Origin of the sequence: Rhizobium sp. LjRoot258, from assembly GCF_964254185.1 — a bacterium.
Taxonomy (GTDB): Bacteria; Pseudomonadota; Alphaproteobacteria; order Rhizobiales; family Rhizobiaceae; genus Rhizobium.
On record NZ_CAXUST020000001.1, the window covers coordinates 2,614,840 to 2,628,736 of the forward strand.

At 59.2% G+C, this 13,897-nt stretch carries 11 protein-coding genes, 1 tRNA gene and 1 pseudogene; 10 read left to right on the forward strand and 3 right to left on the reverse strand.

Annotated elements, in window-relative coordinates; translation table 11 throughout:
• Positions 1-90: 90 nt before the first annotated feature.
• The 4 genes from xylF to ACSQ9D_RS12965 all read left to right on the forward strand — a co-directional run bounded on the left by xylF (position 91) and on the right by ACSQ9D_RS12965 (position 3,730).
• The gene (xylF, locus tag ACSQ9D_RS12950) at positions 91-1,131 is read left to right on the forward strand and encodes a D-xylose ABC transporter substrate-binding protein (protein WP_037118402.1); all 1,041 of its coding nucleotides are present in this window, start codon (positions 91-93) and stop codon (positions 1,129-1,131) included.
• A gap of 264 nt (positions 1,132-1,395) precedes the next feature.
• On the forward strand, positions 1,396-2,709 hold the full coding sequence (locus ACSQ9D_RS12955; RefSeq protein WP_436282561.1) for a sugar ABC transporter permease: 1,314 nt from the start codon (positions 1,396-1,398) through the stop codon (positions 2,707-2,709).
• Between the two features lie 14 nt (positions 2,710-2,723).
• Positions 2,724-3,524, forward strand: coding sequence for an ATP-binding cassette domain-containing protein (locus ACSQ9D_RS12960; RefSeq protein WP_024317657.1), 801 nt, complete (start codon positions 2,724-2,726; stop codon positions 3,522-3,524).
• A gap of 129 nt (positions 3,525-3,653) precedes the next feature.
• Positions 3,654-3,730 (forward strand) — tRNA-Arg (locus ACSQ9D_RS12965).
• Between the two features lie 44 nt (positions 3,731-3,774).
• Here the strand turns inward: ACSQ9D_RS12965 and ACSQ9D_RS12970 are convergent.
• A pseudogene (locus ACSQ9D_RS12970) lies at positions 3,775-4,964 on the reverse strand (IS481 family transposase).
• A gap of 316 nt (positions 4,965-5,280) precedes the next feature.
• Between ACSQ9D_RS12970 and ACSQ9D_RS12975 the strand changes: the two are divergent.
• On the forward strand, positions 5,281-5,547 hold the full coding sequence (locus ACSQ9D_RS12975) for a hypothetical protein (RefSeq protein WP_436282562.1): 267 nt from the start codon (positions 5,281-5,283) through the stop codon (positions 5,545-5,547).
• A 59-nt stretch (positions 5,548-5,606) separates the two neighbouring features.
• Here the strand turns inward: ACSQ9D_RS12975 and ACSQ9D_RS12980 are convergent, their stop codons facing one another.
• Positions 5,607-6,626 (reverse strand): ABC transporter substrate-binding protein, encoded by a 1,020-nt coding sequence (locus tag ACSQ9D_RS12980; RefSeq protein ID WP_436282563.1) that lies wholly within the window; start codon positions 6,624-6,626, stop codon positions 5,607-5,609.
• A 529-nt stretch (positions 6,627-7,155) separates the two neighbouring features.
• Between ACSQ9D_RS12980 and ACSQ9D_RS12985 the strand changes: the two genes are divergently transcribed.
• Genes ACSQ9D_RS12985 through ACSQ9D_RS13005 form a run of 5 tightly spaced genes read left to right on the forward strand, consistent with a single transcriptional unit; the run spans position 7,156 to position 12,861 of the window.
• Positions 7,156-8,163, forward strand: coding sequence for an ABC transporter substrate-binding protein (locus ACSQ9D_RS12985; RefSeq protein WP_436282564.1), 1,008 nt, complete (start codon positions 7,156-7,158; stop codon positions 8,161-8,163).
• A 23-nt stretch (positions 8,164-8,186) separates the two neighbouring features.
• Positions 8,187-8,744 (forward strand): SCO family protein, encoded by a 558-nt coding sequence (locus tag ACSQ9D_RS12990; RefSeq protein WP_436282565.1) that lies wholly within the window; start codon positions 8,187-8,189, stop codon positions 8,742-8,744.
• The gene (locus ACSQ9D_RS12995; protein WP_436282566.1) at positions 8,710-11,337 is read left to right on the forward strand and encodes an ATP-binding protein; all 2,628 of its coding nucleotides are present in this window, start codon (positions 8,710-8,712) and stop codon (positions 11,335-11,337) included. Before ACSQ9D_RS12990 ends, ACSQ9D_RS12995 begins: the two co-directional genes overlap by 35 nt.
• On the forward strand, positions 11,334-11,699 hold the full coding sequence (locus ACSQ9D_RS13000) for a response regulator (RefSeq protein WP_072379538.1): 366 nt from the start codon (positions 11,334-11,336) through the stop codon (positions 11,697-11,699). Before ACSQ9D_RS12995 ends, ACSQ9D_RS13000 begins: the two co-directional genes overlap by 4 nt.
• A 13-nt stretch (positions 11,700-11,712) precedes the next feature.
• Complete coding sequence (locus ACSQ9D_RS13005) at positions 11,713-12,861, forward strand: response regulator (protein ID WP_072379540.1); 1,149 nt, start codon at positions 11,713-11,715, stop codon at positions 12,859-12,861.
• Positions 12,862-13,349: 488 nt separating this feature from the next.
• Here the strand turns inward: ACSQ9D_RS13005 and ACSQ9D_RS13010 are convergent, their stop codons facing one another.
• Positions 13,350-13,787: a DUF6634 family protein gene (locus ACSQ9D_RS13010; RefSeq protein WP_436282567.1), complete on the reverse strand. Its 438-nt coding sequence runs from the start codon at positions 13,785-13,787 to the stop codon at positions 13,350-13,352.
• Positions 13,788-13,897: the final 110 nt, after the last annotated feature.

Consider the following 13,897-nt stretch of genomic DNA (forward strand, 5'->3'; position numbering starts at 1 on the left):
AGAAAATAATTCGAACTTCTCGTCAGCGAACCGCGGCGGCCGGAGGAACCACTGGCTGGGGCCGGCCGCAACTCACTCGGGAGGATAGTTATGAAGTCAATTTTGAAGCTGATGGCCGGGGCGGCCATCCTCGTGTCGGTCCACACTGCCGCCATGGCCGCCGATCTCGTCGTTGGCGTTTCCTGGTCAAACTTCCAGGAAGAACGTTGGAAGACCGACGAAGCTGCCATCAAGAAGGCACTGGAAGCCAAGGGCGCCAAGTACATTTCTGCTGACGCCCAGTCGTCTGCCGCAAAGCAGCTGACCGACGTTGAATCGCTGATTTCGCAGGGCGCGAACGCACTCATCATCCTCGCTCAGGACTCCGACGCAATCGGCCCTGCCATCGAAAAGGCTGCCGCTGAAGGCATTCCGGTCGTCGGCTACGACCGCCTGATCGAAAACCCGGCTGCCTTCTACATCACCTTCGACAACAAGGAAGTCGGCCGTCTCCAGGCGGAAGGCGTTTTCAAGGTCAAGCCGGAAGGTAATTACGTCTTTATCAAGGGCTCCTCGTCCGACCCGAATGCGAACTTCCTGTTCTCGGGACAGATGGAAGTGCTGAAGGCCGCCGTCGATGCCGGCAAGATCAAGAACGTCGGCGAAGCCTACACCGACGGCTGGCTTCCGGAAAATGCACAGCGCAACATGGAGCAGTTCCTGACTGCGAACAACAACAAGGTTGACGCTGTTGTTGCTTCGAACGACGGCACCGCCGGTGGTGCGATTGCAGCCCTCGACGCCCAGGGCCTCGCCGGCTCCGTACCGGTTTCCGGTCAGGACGCCGACAAGGCAGCCCTGAACCGCGTCGCGCTCGGCACGCAGACGGTCTCCGTCTGGAAGGACTCGCGCGAACTCGGCAAGCGCGCCGCTGAAATCGCCCTCGACCTCGCAGGCGGCAAGAAGATGACCGAAATCGAAGGTGTCCAGACCTTCGACGGCGGCGCCAAGAAGGTCGCCATGGAATCGGTCTTCCTGAAGCCGCTGCCGATCACCAAGGACAATCTGAACGTCGTCATCGACGCCGGCTGGATCTCCAAGGCCGAAGCTTGCCAGGGCGTCAAGGCCGGCAGCGTCAAGGCTTGCGACTAATCGACGTCCGCAAGGCATAGATTGCCGGCGCCGCAACGGCTGAGACCGTTGCGGCGCCGGATGCGGATTGGAACCGTCGCTCGATGGTCTATCCGCCTCACCCAACCATCGCGGCCTTGATTCCCTGCCGGTTTCATGTCGCGGGACAGAGCGACCGAAATTCCGGAAGCACGGCGATGGTCAGTACAAGAACGGGGCGAAGCCGCAGGCATCGAGTGATGCCGAGTGGATCAGACGTCCAAACAGTGGGGGAACGGCAAACCCATGGCCGAAATGGTAAAATCCACAACTTCAAGCGGACCGAGCATGGCTGAGGGCAACCTCGTCAGCCGCTTCTTCCGCGCGACCGAAATCGACACGCGCCTTCTCGGTATGATCGGCGCGCTCATCATCATCTGGATCGGCTTTCACATTATTACCGGCGGCCTGTTTCTGACGCCGAGAAATCTCTGGAACCTTTCGGTTCAGACAACCGACATCGCGATCATGACGACCGGCATGGTTCTCATCATCGTGACGCGCAACATCGACCTTTCCGTCGGCTCCGTACTAGGCCTCTGCGCCATGATCATGGGTGTCACGCAGGCAAAAATCCTGCCTGAGTTCATCGGTTTCGACAGCCCTTTTACCTGGATCATCACCCTGATCGTCGGCCTCATCGCCGGCGCCCTGATCGGCACCTTCCAGGGCCTCATCATCGCCTTCCTGAACGTTCCCTCCTTCATCGTGACGCTCGGCGGCCTGCTTGTCTGGCGCGGCGCAACCTGGCTCGTCACCAGCGGCCAGACGGTCGCTCCGATGGACCAGACCTTCCGCGTCATGGGCGGCGGTGCCGAAGGCTCGATCGGCGCGACCTGGAGCTGGATCGTCGGCGTGCTCGCCTGCCTTTTCGTCATCGGCAGCATCGTCAACTCCCGCCGCCAGCGCAAGCGTTTCGGCTTCCCGCGACGTCCCGTCTGGGCCGAGTACTTTCTGTCGGCACTCTCCTGCGCGTTGATCCTCGGTGCCGTCTGGATCGCCAACAGCTATTACTGGCCGATCAATATCGCCAAAAGATACGCCGAAGCGAACAGCATTCCGTGGCCCGAAACCGGCTTGGATATCCCCTACGGCATTGCCGTTCCGGTTCTGATTGCCATTGTCGTCGGCATCATCATGACCTTCATCGCCACCCGCCTGCGCTTCGGCCGTTATGTCTTCGCGATCGGCGGCAACCCTGAGGCGGCAGAACTTGCCGGCATCAAGACCCGCTGGGTCACCGTCCGCATCTTCGCGCTGATGGGCATTCTCGCCGCCGTCGCGGCAGCCATCTCGACGGCGCGCCTCAACGCCGCCACCAATGCTCAAGGTACGCTCGACGAGCTATATACCATCGCTGCAGCCGTTATCGGCGGCACATCGCTTGCAGGCGGTACCGGCACGATTGCCGGCGCCATGCTCGGCGCGCTCGTAATGCAGTCGCTGCAGTCAGGGATGGTACTGGCCCATGTCGACACGCCGCTACAGAGCGTCGTCGTCGGTGCGGTGCTGGTCGTCGCCGTCTGGCTCGACACTGTCTATCGTTCGCGTGCCAAGTAAGAGGAGTCCTAGATATGACTGATCAACGCACTCCCCAGAGCCAGAACGCTCCTCTTGTGGAACTCAAGAACATCTCGATCTCCTTCGGCGGTATCCACGCCGTGGACAACGCTTCGGTCGACCTCTACCCCGGCGAAGTCGTCGCGCTTCTCGGCCATAACGGCGCCGGCAAGTCGACGTTGATCAAGATCCTCTCGGGCGCCTACAAGCGCGACAGCGGCGAGATCCTCATCAACGGCGAGCCGGCCGACATCCGCAATCCGCGCGATGCGAAGAAGTACGGTATCGAGACGATCTATCAGACGCTCGCCGTCGCCGATAACGTCGACGCCGCCGCCAACCTCTACCTCGGACGCGAGATCCGCACGAAGTGGGGCACGCTCGATGACGTCGCCATGGAGGCCTCGGCCCGTGAAGTGATGGGACGTCTCAACCCGAACTTCCGCCGCTTCAAGGAGCCGGTGAAGGCGCTCTCCGGCGGCCAGCGGCAGTCGGTGGCGATCGCCCGCGCGATCCTCTTCAACGCCCGCATCCTGATCATGGACGAGCCGACGGCCGCCCTTGGTCCCCAGGAAACGGCGCAGGTCGGCGAGCTGATCAAGCAGCTGAAGAAGGAAGGCATCGGCATCTTCCTGATCAGCCACGACATCCACGACGTCTTCGACCTTGCCGACCGCGTCTCGGTGATGAAGAACGGCCAGGTGGTCGGCCATGCCCGCACCGAGGACGTCACCAAGGATGAAGTGCTCGGCATGATCATCCTCGGCAAGGTGCCGCCCAAGGCCATCCCCGGCCCCGGCGCCATGCAGGTCTGACCCGCGGACGTGAGACATAAAAGTCCGCCGCTCACAAGAACGGCGGACTTTTCATTTTGTAGATTGAAGCCAGCGAGAAGCTAGGCTAAGAACCACGCATCGGACAGGCGATTCAACCGCCTGCGGAATGCACCCGTAGCTCAGCTGGATAGAGTGTTGGATTCCGATTCCAAAGGTCACAGGTTCGAATCCTGTCGGGTGCGCCACTTTCTGATTTGTCCATACCGGAGACATAGGTAACAGCTTGTCCCTAAGACATGGGTGACAACCTCGTGCCGAACGGGTTGTCGATGGTTTGCAAAGTCCTCTGCTCCAGGTCGATATATCCCAGATCATAGTGCATGAAGCTGACGAGCCAAATACCGTCGTCGACCTCCTTGATTCCCAGTTTCTGTCCGGCCAGCACGGTCGAGATATTGATCTTCTTGCGGTAGATGCAGATGCGGCCGCAATGGGTCACCAGTGCGTCACGGTCGTGGAACGGATAATCGATCTCCGGCAGGCCATTATATCGGCGCGCCGATGGGCTGTAGAGATCGACCGGCGTCTTCATCGCCAGGGCTTCATGCGGCCGCTCGGTATTGAATTCGCTGACGAACGCATCGAAGCGGGCCTGTTGCTGCAGGATATTTCCGCCAGGTGGCCTGGTCGCCTCTTTCTTGAGCGTCAGGTGCATGCGCATCATGCCGGCCATTCTCTTGCGGATGGCCCGGCCTGATGCGCTCGAGCGCGATGCCGAGCCGCAGCCACCAGACCGACAGCTTCGACAGATTGTAGAGGCCGTTGGGGCTGGCGAACGGCAGGCCGTTGTCACTGCGGATCGCGAGCGGCAGGCCATGTTCGGCAAACAATCGGCGGAACGCCTCGAACACACCCACCTCCTTTGTCGATTCGAAGGCCTCGCAGGCAAGCAGGGTAGCGTGACGCCTGGTCAGTGACCGTCAGCGGGTAACAGTAGCGGCCATCGCCGAGCTTGAACTCGCCCTTGAAATCGGCGCACCACAGGTCGTTCGGCAGCAATGCCTGAGACAATGCTGTTCCTTCGGCTCGGTGTCGTTGCCGCTTACGGGCATGGGCGACCAGCCCGTGCCGGTCGAGAACGGCATGCACCGTGCTCTTCGACGGTACGCGCACATCGCCGGCCAGACGCTTCACCAGCAGTTCTCTGATCTTCCTGGCACCCCAATGCGGCTTCTCCTTCTTGAGCCGCACAATCATTGCCTCCACCGGCGCGGGCAACTGGTTGGCGTAACGCACCGGCCGTCGAGACCGATCCGTCAGCGCCTCCAGGCCGTCGTCCTTGTAGCGATTGAAGATTTTGTAGCCGGTCTTGCGCGAGATGCCGAACTCCCGGCACACATCGCTCATGCCTTCGCCCTCAAGCAGCCGGGCGACGAAACGTAGACGTTCCTCCATTACCGAAGTCTCTCTCCACGGCATCAACACCTCCCGCAAAAAAGCGAAAAGTGTCACCCCTGTCTCCGGTACAAAACGTCACCTATCTCTCAGGTCGGACATCTCACGCTTGTCATCCCTGCGAAATGGCTTGGCATATAGGCCAAACCGGCTTGGCATCCGTGAGAAATGGCTACCCGACGCCGCCTGCAGTCCTGATGGGAAACTCAACAAACGCGTGCTAAATCAATAGGTTGAAGGATTCACCGCCGCGAACGGACCTTTGCGGCTGAGCATTGATATTTTCGCATGGCGAACGACAGCGAATCCTTCAGGACGCAGTGAGGCCTTCCTAGATTGCATGGCTCACAAATCGACACTTGGGCGACGTCGGATCATCGTCTCGAAGGCCTTCACGCCCAAGGCACCCCGCGAGTGGCGGATGTTCCAGAGCATGGGGGAAGCGATCCGGAAGGATTGGTCGATGTTCACCTGGACCGAGGAACCGGATGGATCCACTCGTGCAGAGTTTCGGGTAGCGAGCGAAAGAGACGTCGCTGTCGTCGTGAACGCGCTGGCCGCCTTTCTTTCCCGTTTCAGGAATCGGCGGCAGTTGCCAAAGGAATAAGCACGCTACTCATTAAAGCCTGCCCCGATGCAGTGCCCGACACTAACGTGGAGTTTCTGCTATCCCTTCAACTCCTTCTTCAGTTCGTTTAAGAAGCGCCAGTCGGTGCCATGGGCAAGGAGCTCGTGAGGAGTGCTCTTTAGCATCCCGACTTCGTGGAGGCGCAGCGCGTAAAAGCGCAGGGTGTCCTCGGCGCTATACTCACGCCACTGAAAGGGGATTGCCTTCATGACCTGGAGGGCATGGTCGTAGCGCTGAGTATATCCTCGGCTCACCATGAGCTGTGCGGATTGCTCTGGCTCGTTGGCGCAGAAGTCCGCCGCTCTCAAGATGGCGCGGAGGGCCCGTTTGGTCGCCACCGGATTTGTGCGGACGAACTCCCGGTTCCCAGCAAGCATGCAGCAGAAGTATTGCGACCACGGCCGGTCCACGGTGCTGCTTATCACCACATGGCCGATCTGCTGCTCCCGCATCTCCTGCGGTTCCGGTGGGAAGCCCAGGTAAGCATCAATTTTCCTCTCCCTTAGGCGCCGGATGGACTCGGGTCCCGGAAGCGTGACCAAGTTTATGTCCCGACGGATATCCAGGCCCACATAAGCCATCATTGTGGCCAGAAAGACGTATCGGCTAGAATCTAGCGTCGGCACTGCCACGGTCTTGCCCTTTAGGTCGCGGATCGTTTGGACGCGATCGGTCCCGAACAGCTCAAAACAGCCGATGTGGAGTCCTGCCAGTATAACTATGGGGTCCCCCGCCTCCAGGCTGAGAAGCAGCGGGGCGGCGAAATGCCCATTGAGGTCGGCTTCACCGGAGGCGAGCGCCGACGCGATGTCTGCGGTCCCCGCTTTTTGGAGGTACTGTACCTCTGTAAACCCTTCGCTGCGCAGCAGTTCTTCGGCTACATACTGGGGAGCCTGACAGATGCTGGGGATCCTGACGAGGCGAATCCGTGTCGTCTCAGGCGGTGGCTCAGCAGCGGCTTGCCTAGGGTGCCAGCCCAGAAACCCCGCGGTACCCGCCAGGGCTAATCCATTCAAGAACTTCCGTCGGGTGAACTGTCCAGGGTAAAGGGTATGCATGATCCCTCCCTTCCAAGTCCAATGTGATGCCGAGAACGTGCCTGTGGACACTTCCGACCTCGCATGAACGACTTGCTCATACCGTTTGACCGGATTGGCGAATAATAGCACATTCCGCCACGGAATGGCGCGAGCTATCTCCGCTTGCAGTCAGCTCCTCAGTGGTGGATGCGATCGCTCGAACCGCTAGCGGCTTCGCCGTCGCGGACCTACACAATCGGTCACGACGCGCTCGCAGGCGGAATTTGCCACGGTATCGGAAGCAAGGGCGGTGCCGCGCTCTGTAAATGCGAGTTTACCGATAAGTCTTCAGAGTGGAAGCAAAGTTTTCCCTCGCTAGCGTTGCAGACAAGGCGTATATTTTTTGATCGTTGCGGGACTATAAAATCAAGCGTTAAAGACCTATTGCTTGATGCAAGGCCTGCTCTGCCTTTCCGTTGGGCCGTTCATAGGCGCGTGTTTCTTGCGAAATAGTCTTCCCCGCGATTCTGACGGGTGTTTCCCGTCTTATTAAAGAGGGAGCGCTCCGATGCATATCATCCAGAACCGCCGCTCTTTCCTGGCCAGTGCAGCGGCAGTTGGCGTCGCTGGCGTTCTAGGAACCACGACACGGGCTTGGGCTGAGCCACTGCCGGAAACGACCACCATCCGCCTCGCGAAGATCAGCGGCATCTGCATTGCGCCACAGTACGTCGCCGAGGAGCTGCTGCGTTTGGAGGGGTTCACAGACGTCCGCTATGTCACTTCAGAACCAGGCTACGGCACGTCTGAGATGATCGCGCGCGGTGAGGTGGATTTCAGTTTGAATTTCGCTGCGCCCCTTGCCGTTGCGATCGATGCAGGTGACCCAATCATGGTGCTGGCGGGCGTGCATCCTGGGTGCTTCGAACTGTTCGGAAACGAAAGCATTCGGAGTATGAGAGATCTGAAGGGCAAAACTGTAGGCGTACAGGGCCTAGGATCAACGCCGCACGTGTTTTTGACCAGCATGGCTGCATACGTCGGGCTCGACCCACAAAAGGACATCCGCTGGGTGACCGATCCAGCCGTCAGGCCGATGGAGCTTTTCATCAAAGGAAAAGTTGATGCGTTCCTCGGCTTTCCACCCGAGCCCCAGGAACTGCACGCCCGCAACATCGGCCACGTAGTCGTAAATAGCGCGATAGATCGTCCCTGGTCGCAGTACTTTTGCTGCATGCTGGCGGGCAATGCGGAGTTTGTTCGGAACAACCCTGTCGCCACCAAACGCGTGTTGCGCGCCATTCTCAAGGCGGCAGACCTATGCGTCGCCGAGCCATGGCGCATCGCGCGACAGATCGTCGATGGCGGGTTCGCCGCCAACTATGATTATGCCCTGCAGACGATGAGCGAGGTGCCTTACGGAAAATGGCGCGAATACGATCCTGAGGACACGATTCGGTTTTACGCCTTGCGGCTGCATGAGTCCGGCATGATCAAGTCGAGTCCGCACGAAATCATCGCCAACGGTACCGATTGGCGATCCCTCAGCGAGGTGAAACGCGAGCTGAAGACATGAGCAGGTGGCTAGCGCAGATTGTGATGTTGATTTTGCTAGCCGGACCAGGGCAGGCGCATGATGCATCGCACGATCAGCGCTTGCCGACTATCGGAGCGGCGGCAGACTTTACGCTGACATCACAGAGGGGGGTACCTGTCTCACTCCGCGAATTTCGCGGCAAAGTGGTCGCCATTGCGTTCATCTTCGCCTCCTGTACCGATATTTGCCCGATGCTGACCGACAACATGGCGCGTGTGAAGGACGCACTTGGTCCGACGTTCGGGGCACAGATCAATTTTGTTTCGATCACCGTAGACCCGGAAAGGGATACGCCCGAAGTGCTGAAACAATACGCGCAAAATTTCGATGCCGATGTGAAGGGCTGGGTGTTTCTTACCGGCGATCCGGCAACGGTCCATGAGATCGGTCGGAAGTATGGCATCATTGCGATGAAGACAGCGAACGGCGACGTCGACCATACTCTGCTGACGTCTCTCGTGGACCGCAACGGCAGCTTGCGCGTGCAGTATATGGGCGCCAGCTTTGATCCGGAGGAGTTCCGAAGTGATCTTCTCAGCCTCGTGGATGAATCCCGGTAACGTCGCGAGTTGGCTCGTCGGCTGCGTGGCGCAGTTGCCGGCGCGCGTCCAAACAAAGCTTTTGGTCGCATTCCTGTCGATCGTCGGAATGCTGATCGTGCTCGGGGGAGTCGAATTGCGCGTGTTGAGCGGGGTCAACGACCAGACGACCGAGCTAATCAAGTTGCAGCGCAGGATTGCAGCCTATCGCCAAGTCCAGCACGACACAACGAACCAACTCTACAGCATCGCGACCGCACTTTTGCTGCAAGACAAAAGGATGCTGGATGCAGCGCTACGCCAGCTCAGCCAGTTCGGATACGACCTCGACCGCATGGCGTTCGTCGCCGAAAGTGAAGTGGAACTGCTCGGCGAGGTCCGGCTGGAGTATGACCGGTTTACGGCTGGCGTAACGCGTGTCGCGGAGCTCATTCGCACCGGCCGCACAGACGAAGCGCGCAAAGTTCAAGTCGACCAGATCATGCCGTCGGCCGATCGGCTCGAACGGCTGACGAACCAGCTCGTCAATATGGCCGAGGCCGACATGGTGACATCCATCGATGCGACGGAAGGAGCCTACAAAACCTCGCGGCTGGTCGTGGTCTCCTTTATTCTGGGCAGTATTCTGTTGGCACTGGGTCTCGGCTACGTCATCTCCTGGTCGTTGATAGAGCCGGTCAAGAAGATCGAAACGCGTCTGCGTCAGATAGCCGCCGGCGACTTTGCCCAGCAGGTCGCGATCGGCAATCGGGACGAGCTTGGAGTGCTCGCCGACAATGTCAACCAGACCTCTGCCCAGCTCGGGCACCTGTACCAGGAAATTGAAAGCCGCAACCGAGAGCTGACTGAATCGCTTGAGCAGCAGATGGCAACTAGCGGAATCCTGCGCACCATCGCTGCCTCCCCGACGGACATTCAGCCCGTCCTGAATGCCGTTGCCGAGAGCGCGGCAAAGCTCTGCGACGCCTACGACGCGGCCATACTTCTTAAAGACGGTGAGTCACTGGCATGGAGAGCGCATTATGGTTCAATCCCGATCGACTTCGCCAGCTGGCCGATCAGTCGCGACTGGGTGTCCGGTCGCGCCTTTGTCGACGGGCAGACCGTGCATGTAGACGACCTCACCGCCAGGGGCGATGATTTCCCTGCGGGCCGAGAAATGGCGATGCGGCTTGGCCATCGGACCACCCTCGCCGCCCCGCTCCTGCGGGAAGAAGAAGCCATCGGAACTCTGACGATCCGCCGGGTCGAGGTTCGGCCCTTCAACCGCAAGCAGATTGAACTGCTCACCACCTTCGCCGACCAAGCGGTGATCGCGATTGAGAACGTGCGTCTGTTCCAGGAGGTCCAAGCGCGCACAGCCGAACTCGCACGTTCTGTCGCCGAGTTGGAGGCGCTCGGAGAAGTCACCAAGGCGGTCAATTCGACGCTTGATCTCGACACGGTGCTGCAGACAATCGTAGCGAAAGCCGTGCACCTATCCGACACGGATGCGGGCACCATCTATGTGTTCAGTAGCAGCAGGCAACAATTCCGCCCGCGTGCAACTTATGGGATGAGCGAGGAGCTGGTTGCCGCCATCTCTGGGCAGACCATTGGGTTGAAGGATCCGGGGATCGGTGACGCAGCACGGCGCCGCGAGCCTGTGCAGGTTCCCGAACTCGGCGAAGAAACCCCCACTCAGAAAATCATCCGCGAAGCCGGATATCGCGGCGTGCTGATTGTGCCATTGCTCAGGCCGGACAAGATTGTTGGCGCTCTCGTCGTCAGGCGCCGTGAACCCGGAGAATTCGACGAAAAGGTTGTCCACCTGATGGAAACCTTTGCCGCACAGTCGGTCCTAGCCATTCAGAACGCCAAGCTGTTCCGCGAGATAGAGGATAAAGGTCGAGAGCTAGAGGCGGCGAGCCGCCATAAGTCTCAGTTCCTCGCGAACATGAGCCACGAACTGAGGACACCGCTTAATTCGGTTCTGGGCTTCACGGAGCTGCTGGTTGACGGCATTTACGGTGAGCTTCCGGACAGGGCAAGGGCGACAGTGGCGCGGGTGCAGGCCAACGGCCGGCACCTATTAGGCCTCATCAACGACGTGCTCGATCTTTCGAAGATCGAGGCCGGGCAGTTAACACTGGCGCTGGACGACTATTCCCTTGGGCAGATCGTACGAACCGTGGCCGCCGCTGTCGAACCGCTAGCGCGGGAGAAAGGCCTCGCGTTCACCACGTCAGTCGCAGAGAATCTTCCCACGGGCCGCGGTGACGAGCGCCGTCTGACCCAGGTCCTGCTGAACATTGCCGGCAATGCTATCAAGTTCACCGAAGCGGGCTCCGTCGACATTCTGGCCGGGGCAACCGATGGCCACTTCGAGATCGCCGTGCGGGACACTGGGCCAGGTATCGCGCCAGAAGACCAAACTCTCATCTTTGAGGAATTCCAGCAGGTTGACAACAGCAGCACCAGGCAAAAGGGCGGAACGGGTCTCGGTCTGGCAATCTCGAAACGCTTTGTCGAAATGCACGGCGGAACAATCACCGTGGAGTCAGCGCCCGGTGCCGGTGCGACATTCCGCATGACGATACCAATCGATGCAGAGGAGCGCTCTGAAGCGGCATGAGCAAAAGGATTCTGATGGTGGAAGACACCGAAGACAACAGACAGATCGTGCGCGACCTCATCGCTACCACTGAATACGAATTGATCGAGGCCGCGGATGGTGTCGCCGGCGTGACGGCGGCGGCGGCGCAGAAGCCGGACTTGATCCTTATGGACATCCAACTGCCCGTAATGGACGGGTACGAAGCGACTCGCCACATCAAGTCCAATCCGGCACTCCGGCACATACCGATCATTGCCGTCACCTCCTACGCATTGTCGGGTGATGAGGCGAAAGCCCTGGCTGCGGGATGTGACGGATACGTCACCAAGCCGTTCAGCCCGCGCCAGCTTCTGGCAAAGATCCGGGAATTCCTGTCCTGAGGGAAGCCACACAATGCACGATCCACCCCTCATTCTCGCCGTCGACGACACGCCGGAAAATCTCGAAATCCTGCAGATGCGCCTCAAGGCGTGTGGCTACGAAGTGGCCACCGCCGCAGACGGTGAAGAGGGCCTCGCCAAGGTACACGACCTTAAGCCTGATCTCATCCTTCTCGACGTCATGATGCCGAAGCTCGACGGTATCAGCCTCGTGCGCCTGCTCAAGCAGGACGTTTCGCTTCGATCGATTCCTATCATCCTCGTAACGGCAAAAGCCGACACGCGTGATGTCGTCGAGGGACTGGACGCGGGAGCTGATGACTATCTGACCAAGCCGTTCGAGCATCGGGCGCTGCTGGCGCGCGTCCGTTCAATGCTACGGCAGAAGACTCTTCACGACACTGTCGAAGAGCAAACGCGGAGCCTTCAGGACCAGGCTGCACGGTTAGCAGTATGGAATCGATCCCTCGAACAGAAAGTGGCGGAGCAGGTCACCGCGATCGAGCGGATGGCTCGGCTCAGACGGTTTTTGCCCGCTCAGGTCGCCGATCTCATTGTTGCGGCCGAGAATGGCGACGCGCTTCTCCAAAGTCACCGCCGCGAAGTGACGGTCGTTTTCTGCGATCTGCGCGGCTTCACGGCCTTCTCCGAGACCGCAGAACCGGAAGAGGTTATGACGGTCCTTCGAGAGTATCATGCATGTCTTGGCAACCAAATCGTCCGGCACGAGGGAACTTTGGAGCGCTTTGTCGGCGACGGCGTCGTTGTTTTCTTCAACGATCCGCTGCCCTGTGCTGACCACACTGAGCGGGCAGTCTCGATGGCCACAGCGATGCGTGATGCCATCGATGAGCATTCAGAGCGGTGGCGCAAACGGGACTATGTGCTTGGCTTCGGCATCGGCATTGCGCGAGGTCATGCGACCATCGGTCGGATCGGCTTCGACCAGCGCTCGGACTATGCTGTCATCGGCACCGTCACGAATCACGCGGCTCGATTGTGCGAGGAAGCCAAGTCCCGTCAGATACTCGTCAGTCAACGCGTTTTTGCAGCCGTGGAATCGTTGATCGAGGCTGTTCCTGTCGGCGATTTACACCTGAAAGGACTTCACCGGCCAATGCCTGCCTACGCAATTGTTCGGTGGCTTGGATCGTCACGGTGAACCGTGCAGGGAAATATTCCGGAACCCGACTATCGCCGAAATAGATAACCATGTTGCCCGCTGGCTCAACAATTTCGGACAGCGTGCTGTATTGCTGGTTCCGCGATCTAGAAAGCCGCGGACACCATTCAGAGGTAAAGAATCAGTCGAACGATGACGATTTACTGATTTCGCATTCATGCCAAGCTGACCCGCGAGGTTTCACGTCGATGCCAAGCTGGCTTCACAGGACGGTCGCCGGCCACTCCGAAATATCCAGCAAAAACAATCAATCTGATTTTACGCTGATGCCAAACGCGAGATTTCTGATTGTCCATACCGAAGACATAGGTAACGGAGCGTGGTAAGCCCGCGAAGGTTTGATCCTAGGGCCGGTGATTTTGAAGATTCTTCGCCTTAGGTTTGAACCTAACGTTCTCAGGCTATCGGCGCGTGCGCTTGCCGCATGGTATTAGGCGACACCCTCATCACAGTCGTCGGCGACCAAGCTATTTTTTTAGCATCGCGAGTTCGTCACGGTACGCATTCACCATGCGTTCTAGCTTTTGCTCGCGAAACGGCTTCTCCTCGCGGATAAATGCAATCATTTCCTCAACGTCGTCGCCGCCACCAGGCGCTTCGCCAAGTGGCATGAGACGTCGTCTGCGCAGCTTTTGCGACCAATAGCGGATTTCGCGCTCCGCGGGGGGATAGGAGACACCCAGCCGATATAGGCGGTTCTCCGTCGTCGCCCAATGGGCGGGACTCCCTGTGTCCATCTGCAAGACGGGAGACGTATGACCGTGATCGCCATCGTCAATTTCCGGGTGGCCAAAGAACCAGCCGTAGAGCCACGGCCGGCTATTCGACGGGCTCTCAAGCACCCATCCCTGAAGGAGGGGCGCGGCCGCTAGCTCGGCTTCTGTCGGGACCTTATTCACTGCCATCCATCCTTCCATGCAGCTCGGTTGGGTGCTGTCACTCTCATTCCTGATTCAGATTACCCCATCGACGGTAAGGTTAGGCGTTGGAGCGGCCCCTTCAATCGATACCGGAG